Source organism: Methylocystis rosea SV97, assembly GCF_000372845.1.
Taxonomy (GTDB): domain Bacteria; phylum Pseudomonadota; class Alphaproteobacteria; order Rhizobiales; family Beijerinckiaceae; genus Methylocystis; species Methylocystis rosea.
Genome location: NZ_KB889963.1, coordinates 1,561,332 through 1,586,423, shown reverse-complemented (window position 1 = coordinate 1,586,423; position 25,092 = coordinate 1,561,332). Strand labels below are relative to the sequence as shown.

Here is a 25,092-nt window from a genome sequence, read left to right as displayed (position 1 = left end):
AAATGCGGCGCGATCTGTCGTTCTCGACAGATCGCCGCCCGCATGGCAGAACGCAGCGCAAGATTTCCCGAAAAGGGCGGCTGACCTTCGCCCGCATGCTTCGAGACGGCTCCTGCGGAGCCTCCTCAGCATGAGGGCGCAAGCGGCGCGCTTTACGTTTCCCTATCCTGAGGATCCCGCGGAGCGGGCGTCTCGAAGGACGAGGAAACGTCCACATTAGAAACCAATATGACCGACCTCGCCAAACTCGAAGAAGATACGCTGCGCCAAATCGACGAGGCCGCCGACGAGGCGGCGCTCGAAGCCGTGCGCCTCTCCTCGCTCGGCAAGAAGGGCGCGATTTCGGCGCTGCTCGCAACGCTCGGCAAAATGTCGCCCGAAGAGCGCAAGACCGAGGGCGCGAAGATCAATGCGCTAAAAGACAAGGCGGCCGAGGCGATCGCCGCGCGACGCGAACGGCTTGCTGAAGCGGCTTTGGAAGCGCGCCTTACGGCCGAGACGCTCGATATGACGCTGCCTGCGCCGGCGGGTCCGCTGGAGCGCGGGCGCATCCATCCGATTTCGCAGGTCACGGACGAACTCTCCATCATCTTTGCCGATATGGGCTTCGCGGTCGCCGAGGGACCGGACATCGAGAGCGACGACTATAATTTCACCAAGCTCAACTTCCCCGAAGGGCATCCCGCGCGGGAGATGCAGGACACGTTCTTTCTGACCACCGACTCAGGCGAGAAGCGGCTGCTGCGCACCCATACGAGCCCGGTGCAGGTGCGCACCATGTTGTCGCAGCAGCCGCCGATCCGAGTCATCTGCCCTGGCCGGGTCTACCGCTGCGACTTCGACCAGACACATACGCCGATGTTCCATCAGATCGAGGGGCTCGTCATCGATGAGACGACGCATCTTGGGCATCTCAAATGGACGCTCGAAGAATTCCTAAGGAGCTTCTTCGAGGTGAAGGGCGTCAAGCTGCGCTTTCGGCCCTCCTTCTTCCCCTTCACCGAACCCTCGATGGAGGTCGATGTTCAATGCCGGCGCCAGGGCGGCGAAATTCGCTTCGGCGAGGGCGAAGACTGGATGGAGATTCTGGGCTGCGGCATGGTGCATCCCAATGTGCTGAGAAATTGCGGCATCGATCCCGACCGCTATCAGGGCTTCGCCTTCGGCGTCGGCGTCGACCGGCTGGCGATGCTGAAATATGGCATGTCGGATCTGCGCGCCTTCTTCGACGCCGATACGCGCTGGCTAGAGCACTATGGGTTCAGGCCGCTGGATTTCCCGACGCTTGCGGGCGGGTTGAGCAGCTAGAATATGCCGACGGTGCTGAGGTGGAAGGGATACCGCTTCTTCTTCTATTCTGCGGATGGCTGGGAGCCGGCGCACGTCCATGTGACCAAAGACGCGAAGGAAGCGAAAATCTGGCTTGAGAACGTTAGCGTCGCCGTGAATATGGGCTTCACGGCCCAGGATCTGAATGAGATCGTCAAGAAGACGCGCGAGGAGCGTGAGTCCTTTCTGAGGTCGTGGAATGACTACTTTGCAAATTGAGGTCGAAGACGCCCGGCCTACCGAGGCGTCATGCGACGACAGCTTCCTCACTGTCGCGCTGGCTGATGGGCGCATATTGCGCGCGCCGCTGTGGTGGTATCCGCGTCTTGCTCAGGCTTCGCCGGAGGCGCGTCGGTCCGTGGAGCTGTCTCCTTTGGGGATGCACTGGTCGCAGATCGACGAGGATATCAGCGTCGCGAGCATGCTGCGCGGGCAGAAGGCGCCAGGCGCGGTCTCGCCGGAGAAAGCCGCTTGACCGCTATTGCAACAGCAGAGACAGGCTCGCCGTCTGAAGCATGATGAATTCACGCGCTCAACTCCGGACGCCGGCGGCTTGAGCAGCTAACGACAATCTCTCCGCGTCATGGCCGGGCTTGTCGCGGCCATCCACGCAAAGACACATAGTAATAGAGATACGAGACAAAAATGGCGCCGCTCACTTTCATCATTCCGCGGCCTCACGGCGTGGATGCCCGCGACAAGCGCGGGCATGACGAGCCCTTGGCGCCTGCGCTCGACAACTTCAAAGTTCTCAACAAATGAAACTCACCCTCTCCTGGCTCAAGGAACATCTCGACACGTCGGCCTCGCTCAGCGAGATCGTCGAAACGCTGACGCGCATCGGCCTTGAGGTCGAATATGTGCACGACCCGGCCGCGCAGCTGAAAGATTTCACCATCGCGCGGGTGATCGGGGCGAAGCCGCATCCGAACGCCGATCGTTTGCGGGTCTGCATGGTCGATACGGGAAGCGGCGCGCCGGTTCAGGTCGTCTGCGGCGCGCCGAACGCCCGCAACGGCATGAAGAGCGTCTTTTCAGCCCCAGGGACATATATTCCAGGAAAGAAGATCACGCTTGGCAAGGGCGTCATCCGCGGCGTCGAGTCGCTCGGCATGCTGTGCTCTGCGGCCGAACTCGAACTTTCCAACGACCATGAAGGCATCATCGATCTGCCTGACGACGCGCCGGTCGGCGCCGTCTATGCGCAATGGGCCGGGCTCGACGATCCGATCATCGAGATCAATCTGACGCCCAATCGCCCCGACGCCGCCGGCGTCTACGGCATCGCGCGCGACCTTGCCGCGGCGGGCCTGGGCGTCCTCAAGACCAAGGACATTGCGCCAATCGAGGGCAGGTTCCCCTGCCCCGTCGGCGTGACGCTGGATTTCGCGCAGGAGGACAGGCATCTAGCGCCCTTCTTCGGCCTCCGCCTCGTGCGCGGCGTCAAAAACGGACCCAGCCCCGCCTGGCTGCAGGCGAGGTTGCGCGAAATCGGCCTTCGGCCGATCAACGCGCTGGTCGACGTCACCAACTTCCTCACCTTCGATCGCGCGCGGCCGCTGCACGTCTTCGACGGGAAAAAAGTGAAGGGCGATCTTGTCGTGCGCCTTGCGCGAAAAGGCGAGAGCCTGCACGCGCTCGACGGGCGGACATACGAACTCGACGAGAGCATGGTGGTCATCTGCGACGAGGCCGGACCGGAATCGCTTGCGGGCGTCATGGGCGGCGAGGCCTCAGGCTGCGATGAATCGACGACCGACGTGCTGATTGAGACGGCGCTGTGGGACCCGATGAATATCGCGCTCACCGGCCGCAAGCTCGGCATTGTCACCGACGCGCGCTACCGTTTCGAGCGCGGCGTCGATCCGGCCTTTGCACTGCCGGGGATCGAGCTTGCGACGCAGCTCGTGCTGGAATTCTGCGGCGGCGAGCCGTCTGAACTCACGCTCGCCGGCGAACTGCCGCTGCTCTCCCGCGCGATCAATTTCCCCTGGAGCGAAACCAAGCGGCTCACGGGCCTCGACGCGCCGCGTGAAGAAGCGGCGAAGATTCTCGAGCGCCTCGGCTTCAGCGTCGAGAACGCCGACGCCGACATCGCCCATGTCGCCGCGCCGAGCTGGCGTCCGGATATCGAGGGCAAGGCCGACATCGTCGAGGAAATCGTGCGCATGATCGGCGTCGACAATGTGCCCTCGACGCCGCTGCCGCGCGCCGAGGGCGTCGCGCCGCCCGTGCTGACCATGATGCAGAAGCGCGCCCGCAACGCGCGCCGCGCGCTCGCCGGCCAGGGCCTCGTCGAGGCGGTGACGTGGTCCTTCGTCTCCAAGGAGCAGGCGGAGGCGTTTGGCGGCTGCAAGCCGTCGCTGGCGCTCGCCAATCCGATCGCCGCCAATCTTTCCGACATGCGGCCGAGCCTGTTGCCGGGCCTTGTCGCGGCCGCCGGCCGCAACGCCGCGCGCGGGCTTGGCGATCAGAACCTCTTCGAAGCCGGCCAGATCTTCCTCGACGCGACCGAGACCGGCCAGCGCCTCGCGGCGGCGGGCGTGCGGCGCGGATTGGCGGGCGCCGGCCGCCACTGGTCGGCGCTAGCGCGCGCGGCCGGCGCCTTCGACGCCAAGGCCGACGCCATGGCGCTGCTGAATGCGCTCGGCGTCGCGGCCGGCGGCCTGCAGATCGTCTCCGGCGGGCCGGCATGGTTTCACCCCGGCCGCTCGGCGACGCTGCAATTTGGACCAAAGAACATCGTCGGCCATTTCGGCGAATTGCATCCGCGCGCGCTGAAAGTCATGGATGTCGAGGGACCCATCGCGGCTTTCGAGATCATTCTCGACGCGCTCCCCGCGCCCAAGGCGAAGCCGACGAAAATCAAGCCGAAGCTGGACATTTCGGATCTTCAGCCGGTTTCGCGCGATTTCGCCTTTATCGTCGATCGGGCAGCGGCCGCCGGCGATCTGGTGAAGGCGGCGCAGGGCGCCGACCGGACTCTGATCGCCGATGTCGCAGTCTTCGACGTCTACGAAGGCAAGGGCGTCCCCGAGGGCAAAAAATCGATCGGCATCGCCGTCACCCTGCAGCCGCGCGAAAAGACTCTGACGGACGCGGAGATCGAGGCGGTGGCCCAGAAAATCGTGGCGGAGGCGCAAAAGAAATGCGGCGCGACGCTGAGGGGATGAGGGGCCGTCGTCTCCAGCGACATGAAGCGAGCCGTGAAGCAGCCGCTGGATGGCTTTTTCGCGAAGCCCCTCGCCGCGGCCTGACCTTGGCGATTGCGGCATTCCTTGCTGTCCTCGCTGCTCCCGCCCTCGCCGCGCCGCGAAGCATCGACGATTGCGAAGCGATCAAGGAGGCGGACTCCTATAACCGCTGCCTCGCCTCCTTCGGGCCGATGCGCGGCCAGCATGGAGCGACCTATCCCGGCGTCGCCGCCGAAGGCGGCCACAGCGGGAAAGCTACAAACCGCAGCGCCTCTCGCCCGCCGTCTCGCTCTGGCGCCGCGCGGATTTCCGCCAGCCGGGGCGGCCGCGTTCGGATGGAGTTCACGCCGGGACGGCGGTAACGCGGCTGAACTGGGTGAGAAACGTCGTTTTTCCCCTTGGCAAACTGCTCCACTCCCCTTAAATAGACGATCCGGGGCTGGCCAATCGACCTGCGGCCCCCTTTTCAGTTTTGAGCTTCCGCCTCGACTCAAGTCCTTCCAGGGCTTAGGAAAAGGCGGTGGATAGGCCGGCGGACCCGGGGGTTCTCCCTCGTGTCCCGTCCGGCCATGTCCTGTCCGAGACTGCCGGCGCACGCAAGGGGCTTCAACCCTGTAGCGGCTCAATCGGCCCAAGGAAAGGCGGAGCGATCCGTCTTCTCGAAGGCGGCCTGCACAGACGGGGAAACCGGAATTTTAGAGGCCGCAAGCGGGCTTCCCGCGTGCGTCCTTCGAATTTGGTTCGCGCCCCTTCAACCGCCGCGGCGTTGCGCCGTGACGGGGACAGGATCTACGGCGCCGCGCGCCTCAAGCGAGCGGCATGTCGCAACCGGCGGGATTTCCCGCCAGTAGAGAGAGCAACCGTGGACAGAGCGGAGAAAAAGGAAGCGGTCGCGGCGTTACGCGAAGTCTTTTCGAAGACCGGCGTCGTCGTCGTCGCTCACTACTCCGGCCTGACCGTGGCCCAGCTGCAAAACCTGCGCAAGCAGGCCCGCAATGCTGGCGCGACGGTCCAGGTCGCGAAGAACCGCCTCGCCAAGATCGCTCTCGATGGCGCCGACGTCGCCTCTATCGCGCCCCTGCTCAAGGGGCCGACCCTGATCGCCTATTCGGACGATCCGGTGGCGGCGCCGAAAGTCGCCGTGGCCTTCGCCAAGGACAACAACAAGTTTGTCATCCTGGGCGGCGCCATGGGCAAGACTGCTCTGAATCCGGACAGCGTCAAGTCGCTTGCGACGATGCCGTCCCTCGACGAACTGCGCGCCAAGCTCGTGGGCCTTATCCAGGCGCCCGCGACCAAGATCGCTCAGCTCTCGACCGCGCCAGCCGCCAAGCTCGCGCGCGTCTTCGGAGCCTACGCCAATCGAGACGCGGCCTAAGAGGCCGAGAACCAGACAAACCAAATTCAAAGGACGCAACAAATGGCAAATCTTGAAAAGATCGTCGAAGACCTCTCGGCGCTGACCGTCCTCGAGGCGGCTGAACTCGCGAAGCTCCTCGAAGAGAAGTGGGGCGTTTCCGCCGCCGCCGCCGTCGCCGTCGCCGCCGCTCCTGGCGCCGCCGCCGCTGCGCCGGTCGTGGAAGAGAAGACCGAGTTCAACGTGATCCTGGCCGCGGCCGGCGAGAAGAAGATCGAGGTCATCAAGGAAGTCCGCGCGATCACCGGCCTCGGCCTGAAGGAGGCAAAGGACCTGGTCGAAGGCGCGCCCAAGCCCGTCAAGGAAGGCGCGACGAAGGACGAGGCCGAGAAGATCAAGGCCGCCCTCGAAAAGGTCGGCGCCAAGGTCGAACTCAAGTAATTCCTCTGCCGCCTTTGGCGGCGTTGCGATCGTCGCAGCCCCGGCGCGCCGGGGCTGCGGCCAATAAACAAAAGGCGCTCACGGACGCGGGAACCCGCCGCAAGACGAGCGCCTGACGGGCAAGGACCTCTCGCAGCGGGATGGTCGGCCAACGAAGAAAGAGGCTCGAAAAGCGACATGGCTCAGACGTCGGCGAGAAAGTTCACCGGTCGCAAGCGCATCCGCAAATTCTTCGGACATATCCGCGAAGCGGCGGAAATGCCGAATCTGATCGAGGTCCAAAAGGCCTCCTACGATCAGTTCCTCCTTGTCGACGAGCCGAAAGGCGGCCGTCCTGACGAGGGGCTGCAGTCCGTCTTCAAGTCCGTCTTTCCGATCTCCGACTTCTCGCAGGTCTCCCTGCTCGAATTCGTGCGTTACGAGTTCGAACAGCCGAAATATGACGTCGACGAGTGCCGCCAGCGCGGCATGACCTACGCTGCGCCGCTCAAAGTGACGCTGCGCCTCATCGTGTTCGATGTCGATCCCGATACGCAGGCGAAGTCGGTCAAGGACATCAAGGAGCAGGACGTCTACATGGGCGACATGCCCTTCATGACGTCGAACGGCACCTTCGTCGTCAACGGCACCGAGCGCGTCATCGTCTCGCAGATGCATCGCTCGCCGGGCGTGTTCTTCGACCACGACAAGGGCAAGAGCCATTCTTCGGGCAAGCTGCTGTTCGCCGCCCGCATCATTCCCTATCGCGGATCCTGGCTCGACATCGAGTTCGACGCCAAGGACATCGTCTATGCGCGCATCGACCGCCGCCGCAAGATTCCGGTGACGTCGCTCCTGTTCGCGCTTGGCCTCGACGGCGAAGAGATTCTGTCGACCTTCTACAAGACCATCCTGTACACGCAGGACGGCGAGAACTGGCGCATGCCGTTCGACGCCGAGCGCATCAAGGGCGTGAAGGCTGTCGCCGATATGGTCGACGCCGACACCGGCCAGGTGATTCTCGAAGCCGGCAAGAAGCTGGCCGTGCGCGCCGCGCGCCAACTCGCCGAGAAGGGCGTGAAGGCGATTCGCGTCGCGCCCGAAGAGCTCTACGGCCAATATCTCGCGCAGGACCTCTTCGACCCCGCCACCGGCGAGATCTTCGCCGAAGCGGGCGAGGAGATCACCGTGAAGACGCTGCCGCTGCTGATCGAAAAAGGCTTCGATGAGCTGCCGGTGCTCGACATCGACCACATCAATATCGGTCCGTACATCCGCAATACGCTCGCCGTCGACAAGAACTCGATTCGCGAAGAGGCGCTGTTCGACATCTACCGCGTCATGCGTCCCGGCGAGCCGCCGACGATGGACACGGCGGAAAACATGTTCCACTCGCTGTTCTTCGATCCGGAGCGCTATGATCTCTCGGCCGTCGGCCGCGTGAAGATGAACATGCGCCTCGATCTCGACGCGCCGGATACGACGCGGACGCTGCGTCGCGAGGATATCCTCGCGGTCGTCAAGGCGCTCGTCGATCTGCGCGATGGTCGCGGCGAAATCGACGACATCGACCATCTCGGCAATCGCCGCGTGCGTTCGGTCGGCGAGCTGATGGAGAATCAGTATCGCCTCGGCCTGCTGCGCATGGAGCGCGCCATCAAGGAGCGCATGTCGTCGGTCGATATCGACACGGTCATGCCGCAGGATCTGATCAACGCCAAGCCGGCGGCGGCCGCCGTGCGCGAATTCTTCGGTTCGTCGCAGCTGTCGCAGTTCATGGACCAGACCAATCCTCTGTCGGAGATCACGCATAAGCGTCGTCTCTCGGCGCTTGGCCCGGGCGGACTGACTCGTGAAAGAGCGGGCTTCGAGGTGCGCGACGTGCACCCGACGCATTACGGCCGCATCTGTCCGATCGAGACGCCGGAAGGTCCGAACATCGGCCTGATCAATTCGCTCGCGACTTTCGCCCGCGTCAACAAATACGGCTTCATCGAAGCGCCGTATCGCCGCGTGCGCGACAGCAAGGTGACCGGCGAAGTCGCCTATCTGTCGGCGATGGAGGAGGCGAAATATCACGTCGCTCAGGCGAACGCGCAGGTCGACAAGGACGGCAATCTGACGGAAGACCTCGTGCTCTGCCGCCACGCCGGCGACGTCATGCTCGTGCCGCGCGAGAAGGTCGACGCGATGGACGTGTCGCCCAAGCAGCTCGTGTCGGTGGCCGCGGCGCTCATTCCGTTCCTTGAGAACGATGACGCCAACCGCGCGCTGATGGGCTCGAACATGCAGCGCCAGGCCGTGCCGCTCGTCAAGGCCGACGCGCCGCTCGTCGGCACCGGCATGGAGCCGATCGTGGCGCGCGACTCTGGCGCCGCCATTTCGGCGCGCCGCACCGGCGTGGTCGATCAGATCGACGCGACCCGTATCGTCATCCGCGCGACCGAAGAACTTGATCCGGGCAAGCCCGGCGTCGACATCTATCGGCTGATGAAGTTCCAGCGCTCGAACCAGTCGACCTGCATCAACCAGAAGCCGCTCGTTCGCGTCGGCGACCTTGTGGTGAAGGGCGACATCATCGCCGACGGTCCGTCGACCGACCTTGGCGATCTGGCGCTCGGGCGAAATGTGCTCGTCGCCTTCATGCCTTGGAACGGCTACAACTTCGAGGATTCGATCCTCCTGAACGAGCGCATCGTCAAGGACGACGTGTTCACCTCGATTCACATCGATGAATTCGAGGTGATGGCGCGCGACACGAAGCTCGGTCCGGAAGAGATCACCCGCGATATTCCCAACGTTTCGGAAGAGACGTTGAAGAATCTCGACGAGGCGGGGATCGTTTACATCGGCGCCGAAGTGCAGGCGGGCGACATTCTCGTCGGCAAGATCACGCCCAAGGGCGAAAGCCCGATGACGCCGGAAGAGAAACTCCTGCGCGCCATCTTCGGCGAAAAGGCCTCCGACGTGCGCGACACATCGCTGCGCGTGCCGCCGGGCGTTCAGGGAACCATCGTCGAAGTGCGCGTGTTCAATCGCCACGGCGTCGAGAAGGACGAGCGCGCCCAGGCGATCGAACGCGAGGAGATCGAGCGTCTCGCCAAGGACCGCGACGACGAGCTCGCGATCCTGGACCGCAACGTCTATACGCGTCTTTGTGAAACGTTGATCGGCAAGGTCGGTATCGCCGGCCCGAAGTCCTTCAAGAAGGGCGAGAAGCTGACTCAGGCGATCCTCGACGAATATCCCCGCTCGCAGTGGTGGACCTTCGTCGTCGAGGATGACGCGCTGATGGCGTCGATCGAAGCCGTGCGCAAGCAATATGACGAGTCGAAGAAGGGGCTTGAGAACCGCTTCCTCGACAAGGTCGAGAAACTGCAGCGTGGCGACGAACTGCCGCCCGGCGTGATGAAGATGGTCAAAGTCTTCGTCGCGGTGAAGCGCAAGATTCAGCCCGGCGACAAGATGGCCGGCCGTCACGGCAACAAGGGCGTCGTTTCGCGCATCGTGCCGCAGGAAGACATGCCGTTCCTCGAGGACGGCACGCCTGTCGACATCGTGCTCAATCCGCTCGGCGTGCCGAGCCGGATGAATGTCGGACAGATTCTCGAGACGCATCTCGGCTGGGCCTGCGCCGGTCTCGGCAAGCAGGTCGGCCAGGCCGTTGACGCGTATTATCGCAGCAAAGACATCAAGCCTTTGCGCAAAGCGTTGACGGAAATCTACGGCGAAGATCCGGAACTCGCCTCGCTCAGCGAGACGAGCCTTGTGGAAGTCGGCAAGGATTTGAAGCGCGGGGTTCCGATCGCGACGCCGGTGTTCGACGGCGCGCGCGAGAAGGACATCGTCGAAATGCTGGAGAAGGCGGGACTGGCCTCGTCAGGTCAGGTGAGGCTCTTCGACGGACGCACCGGCGAGACCTTCGACCGTAAGGTGACCGTCGGCTACATCTATATGCTGAAGCTGCATCATCTCGTCGACGATAAGATCCACGCGCGCTCCATCGGCCCCTACTCGCTCGTCACCCAGCAACCGCTGGGCGGCAAGGCGCAGTTCGGCGGTCAGCGCTTCGGCGAAATGGAGGTCTGGGCGCTCGAAGCCTATGGCGCCGCGTACACGCTGCAGGAGATGCTGACCGTGAAGTCGGACGACGTCGCCGGCCGCACCAAGGTCTATGAGTCGATCGTGCGCGGCGACGACACCTTCGAATCGGGCATTCCGGAGAGCTTCAACGTGCTCATCAAGGAGATGCGCTCGCTGGCGCTGAACGTCGAACTGACCAACGCGGAGCCGGAAGAGGAAGCGCCGCCCACAGCGGCCGAGGCGGCGGAGTAATCCCTGCCGATGAAGCTGCAGAACGTCATTGCGAGCGAAGCGAAGCAGTCCAGGATTGCTTCGCCGTTTCGCGTCTCGCGGTGACGCTCTGAATAAGAATTTCACGGCGCGCGGAAAGGGCTCGAAGCCGCATTCGCAGCGCCCTAGGAGAAGACCATGAATCAGCAAGAGGTCATGAATCTCTTCAATCCGGTCGTGGCGACGCAGGCCTTCGACCAGATTCAGATTTCGATCGCAAGCCCGGAGAAGATTCTTTCCTGGTCTTACGGCGAGATCAAAAAGCCCGAGACGATCAACTACCGCACGTTCAAGCCAGAGCGCGACGGATTATTCTGCGCGCGCATCTTCGGTCCGATCAAGGACTATGAGTGCCTGTGCGGCAAATATAAGCGGATGAAATACAAGGGCGTCATTTGCGAAAAGTGCGGCGTCGAGGTCACCCTCGCGCGTGTGCGGCGCGACCGCATGGGCCACATCTCGCTCGCCGCGCCCGTCGCCCACATCTGGTTTCTGAAGTCGCTGCCCTCGCGCATCGGCCTGTTGCTCGACATGACGCTCAAGGATCTTGAGCGAATCCTCTATTTCGAGTCGTATATCGTCCTCGACGCGGGCCTGACGCCGCTCAAAGAGCGTCAGTTGCTGTCGGAAGACGAATATGTGCGCGCGCAAGACGAATATGGCCAGGACACGTTCACGGCCATGATCGGCGCGGAAGCGATCCGCAAACTTCTTGAGTCGATGGACCTGGAAGCGATCGCGGCGTCGCTGCGCATCGAGATCTCCGAAGCGAAGACCGAGCTCAAGCCCAAGAAGCTGGCCAAGCGCCTCAAGATCATCGAGGCTTTCCTCCAGTCGGGCAATCGCCCCGAATGGATGATTCTCAAGGAAGTTCCGGTCATTCCGCCGGATCTGCGTCCGCTCGTGCCGCTGGACGGCGGCCGCTTCGCGACCTCGGATCTGAACGATCTCTACCGCCGCGTCATCAACCGCAACAATCGTCTGAAGCGGCTGATCGAATTGCGCGCGCCGGACATCATCATCCGCAACGAGAAGCGCATGTTGCAGGAGGCCGTCGACGCGCTGTTCGACAACGGCCGCCGCGGACGCGTGATCACGGGCGCCAACAAGCGTCCGCTGAAGTCGCTCGCCGACATGCTGAAGGGCAAGCAGGGCCGCTTCCGGCAGAACCTGCTCGGCAAGCGCGTCGATTATTCCGGCCGTTCGGTGATCGTCGTCGGTCCGGAGCTGAAGCTGCATCAGTGCGGCCTGCCCAAGAAGATGGCGCTCGAGCTGTTCAAGCCCTTCATCTATTCGCGTCTCGACGCCAAGGGCTATTCGGCGACCGTCAAGCAGGCGAAGAAGCTCGTCGAAAAGGAAAAGCCGGAAGTCTGGGACATCCTCGACGAGGTTATTCGCGAGCATCCGGTGCTGCTGAATCGCGCGCCCACTCTGCATCGTCTCGGCATTCAGGCGTTCGAGCCGGTGCTGATCGAGGGCAAGGCGATCCAGCTGCATCCGCTCGTCTGCGCCGCCTTCAACGCCGACTTCGACGGCGACCAGATGGCCGTTCACGTGCCGCTGTCGCTCGAAGCGCAGCTCGAAGCGCGCGTGCTGATGATGTCGACGAACAACATCTTGCACCCGGCCAATGGTCAGCCGATCATCGTGCCGTCGCAGGATATCGTTCTCGGCCTCTATTATCTCACGCTTGAGCGCGACGGCGAACCCGGACAGGGCATGGCTTTCTCGAGCCAGGGCGAGATTGAGCACGCGATCGCCGCCAAGGCGGTCACGCTCCACACCAAGATCAAGGGCCGCGCCTGGACCTATGATGAAAAGGGCAAGCGCGTGTCGAAGATTTTCGACACGACGCCCGGCCGCATGATGCTCGGCCAGCTCATGCCGAGACACGACAAGATTCCCTTCGACGTCGTCAACAGACTGATGACCAAGAAGGAAATCTCGAACATGATCGACACCGTCTACCGCAACTGCGGTCAGAAGGAGACGGTCATCTTCTGCGATCGCATCATGTCGCTTGGCTTCCGCGAAGCCTTCAAGGCGGGAATCTCCTTCGGCAAGGACGACATGGTCGTGCCGGAAAACAAGGAGGCGATCGTCTCCGAGACGCGCGCGGCGGCCAAGGAATATGAGCAGCAGTATAATGACGGCCTGATCACTCAGGGCGAAAAATACAACAAGGTCGTCGACGCCTGGATGAAGTGCACCGACAAGCTCGCTGAGGAGATGATGCAGCGCATCTCGTCGGTGAGCAAAGACGAGCACGGCCGCGACATGCCGATCAACTCGATCTATATGATGTCGCATTCCGGCGCGCGCGGCTCGCCGCAGCAGATGAAGCAGCTCGCCGCGATGCGCGGACTGATGGCCAAGCCCTCGGGCGAGATCATCGAGAGCCCGATCATCTCGAACTTCAAGGAAGGCCTCACCGTCCTTGAATACTTCAACTCCACGCACGGCGCCCGCAAGGGTCTCGCCGACACGGCGTTGAAGACCGCGAACTCGGGCTATCTCACGCGCCGTCTCGTTGACGTCGCGCAGGATTCGATCATCTCATCGACCGACTGCGGCTCCCAGAACGGCATCCGCATGCGCGCGATCATCGACGCGGGACAGGTCGTCGCCTCGCTGACGTCGCGCATCCTCGGCCGCACCGCGGCGGAGCCTCTGATGTCGCAGGACGGCAAGACCGTGATTGTGCCGGCCGGCGAGATGATCCAGGAGCAGCACATCGACGCGATCAACGCCGCCGGCATTCAGGAGGTGAAGATCCGCTCGGTCCTGACCTGCGAGGCCAAGAATGGCGTCTGCGGCAAGTGCTATGGACGCGATCTGGCGCGCGGCACGCCCGTCAACATGGGCGAAGCCGTCGGCGTCATCGCGGCGCAGTCGATCGGCGAGCCGGGCACGCAGCTCACCATGCGCACCTTCCATATCGGCGGCGCGGCGCAGCTGGCTGACCAGTCGTTCATCGAGTCGAACTTCGAGGGCAAGGTGCATGTGCGCAATCGCCATCTCGCCCGCAACTCGGACGGCGACCTCATCGTCATGGCGCGTAACGTCGCCATCGTGATCCTCGGCCCGAATGGCGAGGAGCGGGCGGTGAACCGCCTCCTCTATGGCGCCAAAATGAAGGTCGACGAGGGCGACAAGGTGAAGCGCGGCCAGCGACTGGCCGAGTGGGACCCCTACACGCGTCCGATCATCAGCGAAGTCGACGGCGTCATCGGCTTCGAGGAACTCGTCGAAGGGCAATCGATGTCGGAGACGGTCGACGAATCGACCGGCATCACCAAGCGCATGGTCATGGACTACCGCCTCAACCTGCGTTCGGCGAGCCTGAAGCCCTCGATCCTGATCAAGGGCGCCGATGGCAAGATCGTCAAACTGGCCCGCGGCGGCGACGCTCGCTACTTGCTGCCCGTCGACTCGATCATCGCCGTCGAACCCGGCGGCACGGTGAAGGCCGGCGACATTGTCGCGCGTATTTCGGTGGAGAGCGCCAAGACCCGCGACATCACCGGCGGTCTGCCGCGCGTCGCGGAGCTTTTCGAGGCGCGCCGTCCGAAGGATCACGCGATCATCGCGGAAATCTCCGGCACGGTCGCCTTCGGCAAGGACTACAAGAACAAGCAGCGCATCACCATCACGCCGACCGAGGAAGGCGCGGATCCGGTCGAATATCTGATCCCGAAGGGCAAGCATATCCATCTTCAGGATGGCGACGTCGTCGAGAAGGGCGATTACATCGTCGACGGCAATCCGGCGCCGCATGACATTTTGGCGATCAAGGGCGTGGAGGAGCTTGCAGCTTACCTCGTCAACGAGATCCAGGAGGTCTACCGGCTGCAGGGCGTCAACATCAACGACAAGCACATCGAAGTGATCGTGCGTCAGATGTTGCAGAAGATCGACATCGTCGATCCGGGCGACACCGGCTTCCTCGAAGGCGAGCAAGTCGACAAGCTGGAGCTCGAGGAGGCGAACGCCAAGGCGCTCGAGAATGGCGGCAAGCCTGCGACAGGCACGCCGGTGCTTCTCGGCATCACCAAGGCCTCGCTGCAGACGCGCTCCTTCTTCTCGGCCGCCTCCTTCCAGGAAACGACCCGCGTCCTCACCGAGGCCGCCGTCAACGGCAAGATCGATCCGCTGGTCGGCCTCAAGGAGAACGTCATCGTTGGCCGGCTCATTCCGGCCGGCACCGGCGCTGCGATGTCCAAGTTCCGCGCCGTCGCGGGCGGGCGCGACGAACTCATCATCGAGCAGCGCGGCGCCGAAGCGGCCGAGCCTGCGCCGGCGCTGCCGCCGGCGGAGTGAGATCGCCTACACGCTAAACTCGAAAAGGCCGCCCTCGCCGGGCGGCCTTTTTCGATATAACGCCGAGTTTCGTTTTCGAATTCCGACGTGGCGGATGACGATCGTGACTACGCATCAACCCACCCTCCATTTGGTCTGCGGCAAGATCGCCGCCGGCAAATCGACGCTCTGCAATCGCCTCGCCGCGGCGCCGGCGACCTTGCTGGTCAGCGAAGATAGGTGGATGAAACGCCTTTACGGTCCCGAGATGCATTCGGTAGAGGATTATGTGCGTTACTCGGCGCGCTTACGCGATGTGATAGGCCCGCATATAGAGGATGTGCTGCGCGCGGGACTGTCGGTCATCCTGGATTTCCCCGCGAACACCGTCGCTACCCGGCAATGGATGCACGGCATTTTGGAGAACGCCGGCGTCGCGCATCAGCTTCATTATCTAAAAGCGTCAGACGCTCTTTGCAGAGCGCGCATGCATGCGCGTTACGCTCGCGGCGAGCACGAGTTTCTTGTAACAGACGAACAGTTCGATTTAATCACGAGCTATTTTGCGCCTCCGGCGCAGGCCGAGGGTTTCAATACCATTGTCTATCGAGAATCGGACTGATGCATACCCCGCCCAATCTCAGGAAACACGACATTCCCCAATTCCTCCTGCGCGCGGGCAATCAGGGCTTCCTCATTGGCCTTGTAGTATCGGCAGCCGACGATGGGGCCTATCACGCCGATCAAAAAGCCGGCGATCCTGATGGGTGGCCCTCCACTTTCTTGATCTTGGCGCCGAGCGCATGCGTGTGACCAGCATAGAGGGAGGCTGCGACAAGGATCGTCTCGCCCGGCGGCGGCGCCCCGACAGCCGTCTCGCTCAGGCCCGGTAAAATTAAGCGCGCGCCCTTCAGATTCGCGTCCGGCGGAAATAGATTGCGGTTGTGCTGACCCTTCTTGCCCTGCTGCGATCTCTCCCCGCTCGCGCGGCGCGCGCGCTGATATTCGTCTACCGCGTCACCTTCTCGGCCTTCGCGGGACGCTTCTGCCGCTATGCGCCCACCTGCTCCGAATACGCCGATGAAGCCATCGCGAAACATGGCTTTTGGGCTGGCGGCTGGATGGGGTTCGCGCGCATCTGCCGCTGCCGTCCGGGCGGCGGCGCGGGTTTCGACCCTGTGCCCGAGACACTGCGCGCCAATGCGCGCCCGCTCACGCCCTGGCGCTATGGCGTCTGGCGCCAGCGCTTGGTCTGCGAAGCCGTCGAGCCCGGAGACAAGATGGACGCCGGGCGCCCTTAATTGAGCACGACGACTTTCGTCCCGACCTTCACGCGACTGTAGAGATCGACGACGTCCTTGTTGGTCATGCGGATGCAGCCCGATGACACGGCGGCGCCGATCGTGTCCGGCTCGTTGGAGCCATGAATCCGATATTGGCTCGAGCCGAGGTAGAGCGCGCGCGCGCCAAGCGGATTTTCCATGCCGCCGGCCATATGGCGCGGCAAATCGGGTCTGCGCTTGAGCATTTGCGGCGGCGGGCTCCAGTCCGGCCACTCGCGCTTGCGCGAAATCGTTTTCACGCCGGACCAGGTGAAGCCCATTCGGCCGACGCCGACGCCATATTCGATCGCGCGTCGATCGCCGAGCACGTAATAGAGCCGACGGTCCTTGGTCGAGATGACGACCGTGCCGCGCTTGAATTCCGGATGGCGCCAATAGACGGCCTGCCGCGGTATCGCCTGCTCGCGAAAAACATTGAGGAAATCGGCCAGCGGACCGCGATTGATCGGACTGTCGAAAGCCTGCGCCGGGGCCGCCGTGAAGAGAAGCGCGACAAAAATGATCGATCCGCTGTTTTGGCGCATGGTTGATCTCCCAAAAGCCGCGGAGAGAGTTTTTTGGGCGATTACGGCTGATTTCGGGTCGCCGATAACGGCGACGACATAGCGCCATGCTCCGTTCGGCCGCTCAGATCGTCGCGTTCGACGCGCCCCCGGCCCTCTTGGCGCATCGGTTCAGGATTTCGATCACTTCACCATCGCTGATCTGGCGAAAATCCCGGTAGAAAAAGCCTATCGCGCCGAACGCGCGAGGCGTCTCAAGACAGACAATCTCATCGACTTCAGCGCTGAGTGACTCCAGCGTATCTGGAGGCGCGACCGGCACGGCCAGCACAAGCTTTTTGGGCCCGCGCGCGCGGACGGCGCGCAGAGCCGCGCGCGTCGTCGCGCCGGTGGCGACGCCGTCGTCGACAACGATGGCGATGTGCCCTTTCGCTTCCGGTCGTTCACGGCCTCCAAGATAGAGCTGCCGGCGCCGCTCGATCTCCTCAAGCTCGCGCGCGCACACCTCCTCAAATTCTTGTTCGCTCACATTCGCTATGGCGATCACGTCCTCATTGCGCACGATGATCGGCGCGCCGCCATCCGCCACGGCGCCCATCGCCAGCTCCGGCTGAAAGGGCACGCCAATTTTCCTGACGAGCACGAGATCGAGAGGCGCCTTCAACAAAACCGCGATCGGCTCGGCGACGGGCGCGCCGCCGCGCGGCAGGGCGAAGACGACAACATCCTCGCCCTTGAATTTCTCAAGCTCGGCGGCAAGGCGATGGCCAGCGTCGGTTCGGTCGTAAAAGGACATGGCGCCCTCACCTTCGATTGTCGGCGGCGAGCGCCGATTGCGCAAGATTCAGATAGCGCGTCGCCAGCGGCTCCCACTTCGTTGGCTCCCGGGGCGCATCATCGAGAAGATGCGCCACAGACTGCCGCGCGCGCAGCACCGCGCGCCAAGCCGCGTAAAGCGACACCAGGCGTCGCGGGGGTTCGCAGGAGAGTCGCTGCGCCACTTTGTCGACGAGTTCGACGCCGAGCGTGTGCGCGCCAAGCAGCGCACATTCGACGCCAAGATAGGCAAGCTCGTCGAAGGGATCGACCTGGCGCAGTTCGGCGTTGAACTCCAGACAGTCGAATATGGCGATCGGGTCACGAAAGCAGATGTGCTCCGGGCGCAAGTCGCCATGCCCGTCGACGACCCGGCCCTGAAAGACGCGCTGCTGCAACTCTGATCGGCTGGCCGCCAGTCTTGCGTCGAGAAGGTCGAGCAGAACGGGCGTGCGCCCATGGTCGAGCGCGAAGTCCCGCCGCGTCAGAATGTCCCGATTCTTTTCCTGCTCGCGAAAAAACCGCAGCGCATAATCCTCGGCGCTGATCGAGGAGCGTTCCACGCCGTGATAAAAACTCCCCAATGTGTCGCAAAGCGCGTCAATCTGCGCCGCGCTCAAGCGATCTTCGGCGATCAGCCGATCGAGCATCGCGTCGCGCGGCAGGCGGCGCATCTCGACAAGCCAGTCGATGACCGCGCCATCGCCGCCAAGCGCAATGCCGCCTTCCGCGCTATAGGTCAGCGGCGCGACGCCCAAATACACATCGGCCGCGAGCCGGCGATTGAGACGCACCTCCTCGCGACAATTATGTTCGCGAGCATCGATCGTCGAGAAGTCGAGGAAGGGATAGCGAACGGGCTTCTTGAGCTTGTAGACCTTATCGCCTGCGAGAAAAACATAGGACATATGCGTTTCCAGCACGGCCACCGACGCCGGCGCATGCGAATAGGCTCCGGGCGCGCTGAGAAATCGAACCTTCTCGGCAGTTGCGGGAGAGCCCGTGTCGCCAATGGCGCTCGCTCCGCTATCGGGCATCGACTCCATCGCCGCGGTCGATTTGCTGCGGGCCGCGGCCTTCGACCAAGCCGTCGCAGGCTGTCCCACGTTCAAAGCGAACTTCGAGCTTTTCGATCATGCGCATGATCCTCTCTTGCGCTCGGATGGCCGCTCAAGGCCCTGAAAATCGATCTGCCGCTGCGTTAGCATGAACCTCCCTCTCACAAGCGAGCGTCCTTAAGGGAATATGGCGAGGGCTGAGCGGTTTCTCCAGAAGAAGATTCATACTGCGACGCCATGTAGGACGCCATGTAGGCTGAAACGTCCAATCTGCACGAGGTCCCTATGACGCGCGACTTTACGACCGCCGACGTCGCAATCGGCCCCCATCGATTGGAGGGATCGCTGTACCTGCCTCAATCGCCACAGGGCCTTGTCATTTTCGCGCATGGCAGCGGCTCCTCGCGCTTCAGTCCGCGCAACAGATATGTCGCCGAGCGACTCGTCGCGCAGGGATTCGCCTGCTTGCTGTTCGACCTCCTCACCGCCGAGGAAGGCGAATTCCGGCGCAACGTCTTCGACATTGAACTGCTCGGCGCGCGCGTCCGCGAGGCGATCGACTGGGTGAGGGACAGCGATATTGCTCGCTTGCCCATCGGGCTGTTCGGGGCGAGCACGGGCGCCGCCGCCGCGCTCGTCGCCGCGGCCGATGAACCACGCGTCGCCGCCGTCGTCTCGCGTGGCGGTCGGCCAGATCTTGCAGGCGACGCGCTGCGGCGGGTTCAAGCGCCGACATTGCTGATCGTCGGCGGACTGGACTATGGCGTGATTGAACTCAATCGCAGCGCGCAGCAGCTGCTCATATGCCCCAACCGTCTCGACATCGTCCCCGGCGCCACCCATCTCTTCGAGGAGCCCGGCACATTGGAGAGCGTCGTCGAGCGCGCGGCCAAATGGTTTGGCGAGTCTCTTTGCGCGCCTCAGTCGTGACCCAAGAATAACGCCCAAGAATAACGCATGCCAAATTTTTCTTAGCGCAGAAGGTTTGAAAATGATGACGATGGCGCTGACCGAACCGCCGAGCGAAGCAGAGAGCAGCCTTGCGCTATTCGCGCTCGGCGCCAGCATATCTTTTGGCGAAGACGTCGCACAATTGCTTGGCGCTGAGCTCGCGCCGCTGGAAGACCGCGAGTTCGAAGACGGCGAATATAAGATCCGGCCGCTCGAAAATGTGCGCGGCCGCGACTGTTACGTCGTTTTCACCCTAAATGGCGACGACGTCGCGAGCAGCGCCGACAAGCTCTGCAAACTGCTGTTCTTCGTCGGCGCGCTGAAGGACGCAGGCGCTCAGCGCGTCACGGCCGTCACGCCCTATCTGTGCTTCGCGCGCAAGGACCGGCGCACCAAGCCCCGCGATCCGGTCACCACGCGCTATGTCGCGCAGCTGTTTGAAGCGCTTGGGACGGACCGTGTGGTCTGCGTCGACGTACACAACATCGCCGCTTTTCAGAACGCCTTTCGTTGCGAGACCGTTCACCTTGACGCTCAGGCGCTGTTTGCGCGTCATGTCCTGGCCAACATCGGGGACAGGCCGGTCGCCGTCGTCTCTCCCGATCTTGGCGGCGAGAAACGCGCGGAGCTTTTTCGGCTGCGGCTCGAAGGCATGCTGAAGCGGCCAGTCGCCAAGGCCTTCATGGATAAATACCGAAGCGAGGGCCACGTCGCTGGCGATATTTTCTCGGGCGACGTCAAGGATCGCACGGCGATCATCATCGACGACCTCATCGCCGGCGGCGGCACGGTGGCGCGCACCGCTGCGGCCTGCCGCGCCAATGGCGCGGCGCACGTCTGGGTCGCGGCGACCCACGGCGTCTTTTCCGAAAAGGCGGCGTCCGCGCTTAAGAGCGCGCCGATTGACCGGCTCATCATCACCGATACAGCGCCGCTGCAACCGTCCATGGCGGCCGCGCTTGGCGATCGGTTGATGGTGGTCAGCGTCACTGGTCTCCTCGCCGAAGCGATCAGACGCCTGCACGCAAATGGTTCCATCACGCAGCTTCTGGAGAACGGGCCCTAGCCGCCGGCCGCGCTTTGGTTGCGTCCTGCAGCGACTCGCGCCACAAGCCTCGCATGAACTTGGAAGACATCCTCATTCGCCGAATGTCCAAGAGCGAACTTGATCGCGCGCTCGATTGGGCCGCGGCCGAGGGCTGGAATCCCGGACTGTATGACGCGGAGAGTTTCTACGCCGTCGATCCGAAAGGGTTCTTTATCGCCGAACGCGCGGGCGAGCCTCTGGGCTGCGTCTCCGCCGTCGCCTATGACGAGTCATTCGGCTATGTCGGGCTATTCATCGTTCGTCCGCCCTACCGTGGACAGGGCGTCGGCCTTCGGCTCTTGGACGTCGCACTGCAGCACGTGCAGGGCCGCAATGTCGGGCTCGACGCCGCGATCGACCTTCAGCAGACTTATGCGCGCTACGGATTCACATTCGCCTATCGCAACATACGTCATCGATGCGTCGGCGGCGGCAAAGCGCCTCCCGACCTGACTGAATTGGCTGACGTCCCCTTCGACGAGATCGTGCGATATGACCAGACGGTCTTTCCGACGTCGCGACCGAATTTTCTCTCGCACTGGATCGCGCAGCCGCAGAGCGCCGCGCTCGCCGTGGTGAAGCCAGAGCGGCTCGCCGGCTATGGCGTGCTGCGCGCGTGTCGCGACGGCTACAAGATCGGGCCGCTGTTCGCGGATGATTCACAGATCGCCGACGCGCTGTTTCAAGGCTTATGCGCACGAGCCGCGCGTGCGCCGGTGTTTCTCGATACGCCCGAAGCAAACTCGGCCGCCATCGCGCTGGCGCAGCGACGCCAGATGACCGCCGTGTTCGACACGGCGCGCATGTATACGGAAGGAACGCCGCCGGATCGCATCGACCGCTGCTACGGCGTCACGACCTTCGAACTCGGGTGATTCGCTTCGCCTGACAGGGCGCCGAGGCGATCGATGAGATCGGACGCCGCGAGGCTCGGCGCGATCAGCGTCGCATCGTCGTCGGCTTCGCCCGAACGGTTGACGCGCGGCGACACGGTCCATTCCTGCAGAGCCTCTTCGGGCGGCGCCCGGAGCAACGCCCCGGGATCCTCGCCTGTCATCCATGCGTTGGCGTCGCGCCAGTCGAGAATGACCGGCATGCGATCATGGAAACGGCGCATCCAGCCATTCGCTGGACCGACGATGATCGTCGCGGAGTCGATCGTCGCATCGCTTTCAATATCGCGACAGCTCTCGCACAAGCTGGCGAAGGCGAGCGGGCGGCCGTCGGGCGCCGTGAAATAATGCGGATTCCTGGCGCCTTTCGCCCCGGTCCATTCATAGAAGCCCGACGCCGGGATGATGCAGCGCCGAGATGCGAAGGCCGAGCGGAACATCGGTTTTTCGGCGACCGTCTCGGCACGCGCATTGAAAGTTGCAGGCAGTTCGCGCAGGGGCTTCTTCCACCAGGAGGGCGCGAAGCCCCAGCGCATCTGGACAAGTTCGTTTCCCGCCGGCGTCGGCCTGATGACCTCGATCATCGTCGTCGGCGCCACATTGTAGCGGGGCTGCAAATTACGCGGCTGGCCGATCAAATCGGCAAGCCGCTGGAGCTCCTCCCAGGAGAGATGCTGCGTGAAGCGCCCGCACATAGGCGAGACCGTCCTGTCTCAGTAGTAGTGCCGATGACGGCGGTAATAATATGGGCGCGGCGCCGTCGCGGCGCCAATGATCGCGCCGCCTGCTGCGCCGACCGCCGCCGTGGCGAGCGTCGGGCCGGCCAGTCCGCCTGAGGCAAGCGCGCCGATGCCGGCGCCGCCCAAACCGCCGATGACGCCGCCGCCGAGAGCGCGTTCCGCGGGCGTGTAGCAGCCATAAAGCGGCATCGAGGCCGTCAGAAGCGTCGCAAGGACGAGGGCTTTCTTGGCCCGGCGGGGCGTGGCGATGCTGTGCATTTTTATTCCCTTGTTCACACTCTTCTCGCCGCGTTGGCGCTGAAGCCAAGCCTTCGCGGCGCATCGTCGAATGAACCCAGATTTGCGCCAGAACGATGGCCCTGTCGTGAAGCCACAGGCCAGAACGATGGCCTTGGCGTGATGGCCACAGCCGGAGCGCTCGATGACGACGCGCTTCCTTCTAATTGGAATATTTCGCAAGTAAGAACGCTGCAAACAGCACTTTCTGAAAGACTTCCGATGAGTGATCAATTGTATTGACGTAGCAAGTCGCCTGTTAAATCTTTACACCATGCACGCGGCGCCGCTGAGACTTTCAGCATCGAACCCTCGAGCAAAAAATCAGGCGCGCAACCCCACGCGTGACGTTCCGTGCCCTCAAGGAGAGAATGATGTGCGATCTGGCGCGAGAGAGAAAACGCATTGATTCGATCCTCGCCGACGCGATGAACCAAAACTCGGTTCGACTGTCGATCGATGAAGTCGAACTCGCCGGCTATGGGCTTGCGGCGTTGCGCAGCCACTATGCGCTTTCCTGTCCGGATGAATGCATGCGCAAGAGATGTGACGAATTCGCTGCGCTTATCGCGCTAACGCGTCGCGCGCAGCAGCATGAGATGCATGCGCCATGAAATATTCGGCAACAGGAAAGAAGGAACGCGCGATGTTCATGGCCTCGAACCAGTTCAAGGTCGTCAAAGGCTGCGAAGAAACGTTCGAAACGGCTTGGCGAGAGACAAGCATCCGGCTGCGGGAAGCGACCGGTCTCATCGGATTTCAATTCCATCGAGGGAAGGAGAGCGGTCCGCACGTGCTCTATTTCTCGGTGACCATGTGGGAGACGGAAGAGCGCTTCCTCGATTGGCGACGCGCCGAACTCTATGGGCTGTCGAACGGCGGCGCTGTCCCGCGCTGCGCCTCGAGGCTGGAGGAATTCGACGCAACGGTCTCCAGAAGCAATCCGCAATAGGCGCCGACGGCGTTCTCTAGGAGAAAAACATGTTGGGAATTGGGGACAGCATACGGCCTTTCGTTGTGACTGGCGTCAAGCCGGGATTTAACGAGATCGAAGAAAACGGCGAGACAGCCTTCGAAACGCTCAGCGAGACGAGCTTCCCAGGCATGTGGAAAATCATCTTCTTCTATCCGAAAGACTTTACCTTCGTTTGCCCGACGGAAATCGCGGCCTTCGCGCGCTTGTCGAAGGATTTCGCCGAGCGCGACGCCGTCGTTCTCGGCGGCTCGACGGACAATGAATTCGTGAAGCTCGCCTGGCGGCGCGACCACCGTGACCTGAAGAGCTTGCCGATCTGGCAGTTCGCGGACTCGAAGGGCGATCTGGTCGATGGCCTCGGCGTGCGCGCGCCTTCAGGCGTCGCCTATCGCGCCACCTTCGTCGTCGATCCTGGCAATGTCATTCAACATATCTATGCCACCAATCTCGACGTCGGCCGCGCGCCGGACGACACGCTGCGCGTCCTCGACGCCTTGCAGACCGGCGCGCTCTGCCCCTGTAGCCGGCCGGTCGGCGGAGAAACGCTTATCCCCGCGGTATGACCTTGGACGCGGCGCCCGGCAACTGCAGCGTCAGACATTTCGCGGCGCCGCCCGCCTTCATGAATTCGGAAAGCGGCGTCACGACGGGCGTAAATCCCGCGTCGAGAAGGCGTGAGCGAAGATCCTCGGAACAGGCATTGAGGAAAACGCGCCCGGCGACTTCGACAGCATTGCAGGCGAAGGAGAGCGCGTCTTTCTCGCCGACTTCGATCCGCTTCTCCACTGGCGCGATGGCTCGGATCGCTTCCCGCGACGCGATGTCAAAGGCATCCGGGTAATACATCAGCCAGCCGCCGCTCAGCGGGCAGAAGCAGGTGTCGAGATGATAGAAGCGCGGGTCTATGAGCCTCAGCGCGACGGCGCGACGGCCGAAGATTCTTTCAAGATGTTTGGGCGCTTCTTCGCCTGAGCGCCAGCCATATCCGCACCAGACAATTCCCCGCGCGTGATCGAGGAGCGCGTCGCCGGCGCCCTCGAACGGAACGTTCTCCGGCCAGGGCGCGATTGAATAGCCTTGCGCTTCGAACCATTCGCAAAACAGACGCTCTTCGGGCCGCCGCTCCTTGGCGTTGAAACGACTCACGACGGCCGTGTCGCCGATCGCAAGCCCGGCATTGGCGGTGAAGACCATGTCCGGCAAGCCCGGCGTCGGCGCCACGAAGGCGATCTCGCTATGCGCCGCCAGCTTGCCGCGCAAGTTCTCCCATTGCGCCTTCGCGCGCGGCAGCGCTGCTTGCCCGATCTGGTTTTCCATCCACGGATTGATGATGTAGTCGATGCCGAAATGGTCCGGCGCGCACATCAATATCGCGCGACGCGGAGGCGCAGGCCGTGGCGGCGTGGCCTCGCGCGCGTCGCTTCGCGGCGCATCGCTCAACACAGCCGCTTCAGCGTCGAAGCTCGTCAGCGATTTCTCTGGCATTGAACGTCCGTC

23 protein-coding genes are annotated in these 25,092 nt (G+C 63.0%); 17 read left to right on the top strand and 6 right to left on the bottom strand.

Annotation, left to right across the window (positions count from 1 at the left end; genetic code table 11):
* Positions 1 to 228 precede the first annotated feature (228 nt).
* From pheS to yidD, 11 genes are all read left to right on the top strand, one after another.
* Entirely contained in the window at positions 229 to 1,308 is a 1,080-nt protein-coding gene (gene pheS / locus A3OO_RS0108285; protein WP_018407372.1) for a phenylalanine--tRNA ligase subunit alpha, read from the top strand.
* 3 nt (positions 1,309 to 1,311) lie between these two features.
* Positions 1,312 to 1,548 (top strand): DUF4160 domain-containing protein, encoded by a 237-nt coding sequence (locus A3OO_RS0108280; RefSeq protein WP_018407371.1) that lies wholly within the window; start codon positions 1,312 to 1,314, stop codon positions 1,546 to 1,548.
* On the top strand, positions 1,529 to 1,804 hold the full coding sequence (locus tag A3OO_RS0108275; RefSeq protein ID WP_040573389.1) for a DUF2442 domain-containing protein: 276 nt from the start codon (positions 1,529 to 1,531) through the stop codon (positions 1,802 to 1,804). Before A3OO_RS0108280 ends, A3OO_RS0108275 begins: the two co-directional genes overlap by 20 nt.
* Positions 1,805 to 2,087: 283 nt before the next feature.
* Complete coding sequence (gene pheT / locus A3OO_RS0108265) at positions 2,088 to 4,502, top strand: phenylalanine--tRNA ligase subunit beta (RefSeq protein ID WP_018407368.1); 2,415 nt, start codon at positions 2,088 to 2,090, stop codon at positions 4,500 to 4,502.
* Between the two features lie 86 nt (positions 4,503 to 4,588).
* Complete coding sequence (locus tag A3OO_RS0108260) at positions 4,589 to 4,885, top strand: hypothetical protein (protein WP_156824780.1); 297 nt, start codon at positions 4,589 to 4,591, stop codon at positions 4,883 to 4,885.
* A gap of 500 nt (positions 4,886 to 5,385) precedes the next feature.
* The gene (gene rplJ / locus A3OO_RS0108255) at positions 5,386 to 5,901 is read left to right on the top strand and encodes a 50S ribosomal protein L10 (protein ID WP_018407366.1); all 516 of its coding nucleotides are present in this window, start codon (positions 5,386 to 5,388) and stop codon (positions 5,899 to 5,901) included.
* 42 nt (positions 5,902 to 5,943) lie between these two features.
* A complete protein-coding gene (gene rplL, locus A3OO_RS0108250) occupies positions 5,944 to 6,321 on the top strand; it encodes a 50S ribosomal protein L7/L12 (RefSeq protein ID WP_018407365.1) in 378 nt (125 codons plus the stop codon).
* Between the two features lie 177 nt (positions 6,322 to 6,498).
* Positions 6,499 to 10,635, top strand: a complete 4,137-nt coding sequence (gene rpoB / locus A3OO_RS0108245) for a DNA-directed RNA polymerase subunit beta (RefSeq protein ID WP_018407364.1) — start codon at positions 6,499 to 6,501, stop codon at positions 10,633 to 10,635.
* A gap of 156 nt (positions 10,636 to 10,791) precedes the next feature.
* Positions 10,792 to 14,973, top strand: coding sequence for a DNA-directed RNA polymerase subunit beta' (rpoC, locus tag A3OO_RS0108240; RefSeq protein WP_018407363.1), 4,182 nt, complete (start codon positions 10,792 to 10,794; stop codon positions 14,971 to 14,973).
* Positions 14,974 to 15,076: 103 nt separating this feature from the next.
* Positions 15,077 to 15,574 carry a P-loop nucleotide/nucleoside kinase family protein gene (locus A3OO_RS0108235; RefSeq protein WP_026222804.1) on the top strand — a complete coding sequence of 166 codons (498 nt, stop codon included), beginning with the start codon at positions 15,077 to 15,079 and terminating at the stop codon, positions 15,572 to 15,574.
* Between the two features lie 322 nt (positions 15,575 to 15,896).
* Positions 15,897 to 16,253, top strand: coding sequence for a membrane protein insertion efficiency factor YidD (gene yidD, locus A3OO_RS0108225; protein WP_018407360.1), 357 nt, complete (start codon positions 15,897 to 15,899; stop codon positions 16,251 to 16,253).
* Here the strand turns inward: yidD and A3OO_RS0108220 are convergent.
* The 3 genes from A3OO_RS0108220 to A3OO_RS0108210 form a co-directional block, all read right to left on the bottom strand.
* Positions 16,250 to 16,819: a L,D-transpeptidase gene (locus tag A3OO_RS0108220; RefSeq protein WP_018407359.1), complete on the bottom strand. Its 570-nt coding sequence runs from the start codon at positions 16,817 to 16,819 to the stop codon at positions 16,250 to 16,252. The two genes, yidD and A3OO_RS0108220, sit on opposite strands and share 4 nt — an antisense overlap.
* 103 nt (positions 16,820 to 16,922) lie before the next feature.
* A complete protein-coding gene (locus A3OO_RS0108215) occupies positions 16,923 to 17,594 on the bottom strand; it encodes a phosphoribosyltransferase (RefSeq protein ID WP_040573738.1) in 672 nt (223 codons plus the stop codon).
* 7 nt (positions 17,595 to 17,601) lie between these two features.
* The gene (locus A3OO_RS0108210; protein WP_245257135.1) at positions 17,602 to 18,651 is read right to left on the bottom strand and encodes a hypothetical protein; all 1,050 of its coding nucleotides are present in this window, start codon (positions 18,649 to 18,651) and stop codon (positions 17,602 to 17,604) included.
* 306 nt (positions 18,652 to 18,957) lie between these two features.
* On the opposite strand from A3OO_RS0108210, the gene A3OO_RS0108205 reads away from it, so the two are divergent.
* From A3OO_RS0108205 to A3OO_RS0108195, 3 genes are all read left to right on the top strand, one after another.
* Positions 18,958 to 19,602, top strand: a complete 645-nt coding sequence (locus tag A3OO_RS0108205) for a dienelactone hydrolase family protein (RefSeq protein ID WP_018407355.1) — start codon at positions 18,958 to 18,960, stop codon at positions 19,600 to 19,602.
* Between the two features lie 61 nt (positions 19,603 to 19,663).
* Positions 19,664 to 20,689 carry a ribose-phosphate diphosphokinase gene (locus A3OO_RS0108200; protein WP_018407354.1) on the top strand — a complete coding sequence of 342 codons (1,026 nt, stop codon included), beginning with the start codon at positions 19,664 to 19,666 and terminating at the stop codon, positions 20,687 to 20,689.
* A 53-nt stretch (positions 20,690 to 20,742) separates the two neighbouring features.
* A complete protein-coding gene (locus A3OO_RS0108195) occupies positions 20,743 to 21,585 on the top strand; it encodes a GNAT family N-acetyltransferase (protein WP_018407353.1) in 843 nt (280 codons plus the stop codon).
* Here A3OO_RS0108195 and A3OO_RS0108190 read toward each other — a convergent pair.
* The gene (locus tag A3OO_RS0108190; RefSeq protein ID WP_018407352.1) at positions 21,555 to 22,298 is read right to left on the bottom strand and encodes an SOS response-associated peptidase; all 744 of its coding nucleotides are present in this window, start codon (positions 22,296 to 22,298) and stop codon (positions 21,555 to 21,557) included. The genes A3OO_RS0108195 and A3OO_RS0108190 overlap by 31 nt on opposite strands.
* Positions 22,299 to 22,316: 18 nt before the next feature.
* Positions 22,317 to 22,601 (bottom strand): hypothetical protein, encoded by a 285-nt coding sequence (locus tag A3OO_RS21355; RefSeq protein ID WP_018407351.1) that lies wholly within the window; start codon positions 22,599 to 22,601, stop codon positions 22,317 to 22,319.
* A gap of 389 nt (positions 22,602 to 22,990) precedes the next feature.
* On the opposite strand from A3OO_RS21355, the gene A3OO_RS0108180 reads away from it, so the two are divergent.
* From A3OO_RS0108180 to A3OO_RS0108170, 3 genes are read left to right on the top strand one after another with little or no spacing between them, the layout of a single operon-like run.
* Entirely contained in the window at positions 22,991 to 23,233 is a 243-nt protein-coding gene (locus A3OO_RS0108180; RefSeq protein ID WP_018407350.1) for a hypothetical protein, read from the top strand.
* Positions 23,230 to 23,571, top strand: coding sequence for an antibiotic biosynthesis monooxygenase family protein (locus tag A3OO_RS21350; RefSeq protein WP_018407349.1), 342 nt, complete (start codon positions 23,230 to 23,232; stop codon positions 23,569 to 23,571). Before A3OO_RS0108180 ends, A3OO_RS21350 begins: the two co-directional genes overlap by 4 nt.
* A gap of 29 nt (positions 23,572 to 23,600) precedes the next feature.
* Complete coding sequence (locus A3OO_RS0108170) at positions 23,601 to 24,158, top strand: peroxiredoxin (protein WP_018407348.1); 558 nt, start codon at positions 23,601 to 23,603, stop codon at positions 24,156 to 24,158.
* On the opposite strand, the gene A3OO_RS0108165 is transcribed toward A3OO_RS0108170, so the two are convergent.
* The gene (locus tag A3OO_RS0108165; protein ID WP_051080394.1) at positions 24,142 to 25,080 is read right to left on the bottom strand and encodes a dimethylarginine dimethylaminohydrolase family protein; all 939 of its coding nucleotides are present in this window, start codon (positions 25,078 to 25,080) and stop codon (positions 24,142 to 24,144) included. The genes A3OO_RS0108170 and A3OO_RS0108165 overlap by 17 nt on opposite strands.
* Positions 25,081 to 25,092 lie beyond the last annotated feature (12 nt).

Coding starts and splice junctions, on each gene's coding strand:
- pheT (WP_018407368.1), top strand. CDS start 2,088: ATGAAACTCACCCTCTCCTGGCTCAAGGAACATCTCGACACGTCGGCC.
- A3OO_RS0108180 (WP_018407350.1), top strand. CDS start 22,991: ATGATGTGCGATCTGGCGCGAGAGAGAAAACGCATTGATTCGATCCTC.
- A3OO_RS0108215 (WP_040573738.1), bottom strand. CDS start 17,594: ATGTCCTTTTACGACCGAACCGACGCTGGCCATCGCCTTGCCGCCGAG.
- A3OO_RS0108170 (WP_018407348.1), top strand. CDS start 23,601: ATGTTGGGAATTGGGGACAGCATACGGCCTTTCGTTGTGACTGGCGTC.
- A3OO_RS0108205 (WP_018407355.1), top strand. CDS start 18,958: ATGACGCGCGACTTTACGACCGCCGACGTCGCAATCGGCCCCCATCGA.
- A3OO_RS0108220 (WP_018407359.1), bottom strand. CDS start 16,819: ATGCGCCAAAACAGCGGATCGATCATTTTTGTCGCGCTTCTCTTCACG.
- A3OO_RS0108280 (WP_018407371.1), top strand. CDS start 1,312: ATGCCGACGGTGCTGAGGTGGAAGGGATACCGCTTCTTCTTCTATTCT.
- rpoC (WP_018407363.1), top strand. CDS start 10,792: ATGAATCAGCAAGAGGTCATGAATCTCTTCAATCCGGTCGTGGCGACG.
- A3OO_RS0108275 (WP_040573389.1), top strand. CDS start 1,529: ATGACTACTTTGCAAATTGAGGTCGAAGACGCCCGGCCTACCGAGGCG.
- A3OO_RS0108195 (WP_018407353.1), top strand. CDS start 20,743: ATGAACTTGGAAGACATCCTCATTCGCCGAATGTCCAAGAGCGAACTT.
- pheS (WP_018407372.1), top strand. CDS start 229: ATGACCGACCTCGCCAAACTCGAAGAAGATACGCTGCGCCAAATCGAC.
- A3OO_RS0108200 (WP_018407354.1), top strand. CDS start 19,664: ATGATGACGATGGCGCTGACCGAACCGCCGAGCGAAGCAGAGAGCAGC.
- A3OO_RS0108165 (WP_051080394.1), bottom strand. CDS start 25,080: ATGCCAGAGAAATCGCTGACGAGCTTCGACGCTGAAGCGGCTGTGTTG.
- A3OO_RS0108190 (WP_018407352.1), bottom strand. CDS start 22,298: ATGTGCGGGCGCTTCACGCAGCATCTCTCCTGGGAGGAGCTCCAGCGG.
- A3OO_RS21350 (WP_018407349.1), top strand. CDS start 23,230: ATGAAATATTCGGCAACAGGAAAGAAGGAACGCGCGATGTTCATGGCC.
- rplL (WP_018407365.1), top strand. CDS start 5,944: ATGGCAAATCTTGAAAAGATCGTCGAAGACCTCTCGGCGCTGACCGTC.
- rpoB (WP_018407364.1), top strand. CDS start 6,499: ATGGCTCAGACGTCGGCGAGAAAGTTCACCGGTCGCAAGCGCATCCGC.
- A3OO_RS0108210 (WP_245257135.1), bottom strand. CDS start 18,651: ATGCCCGATAGCGGAGCGAGCGCCATTGGCGACACGGGCTCTCCCGCA.
- A3OO_RS21355 (WP_018407351.1), bottom strand. CDS start 22,601: ATGCACAGCATCGCCACGCCCCGCCGGGCCAAGAAAGCCCTCGTCCTT.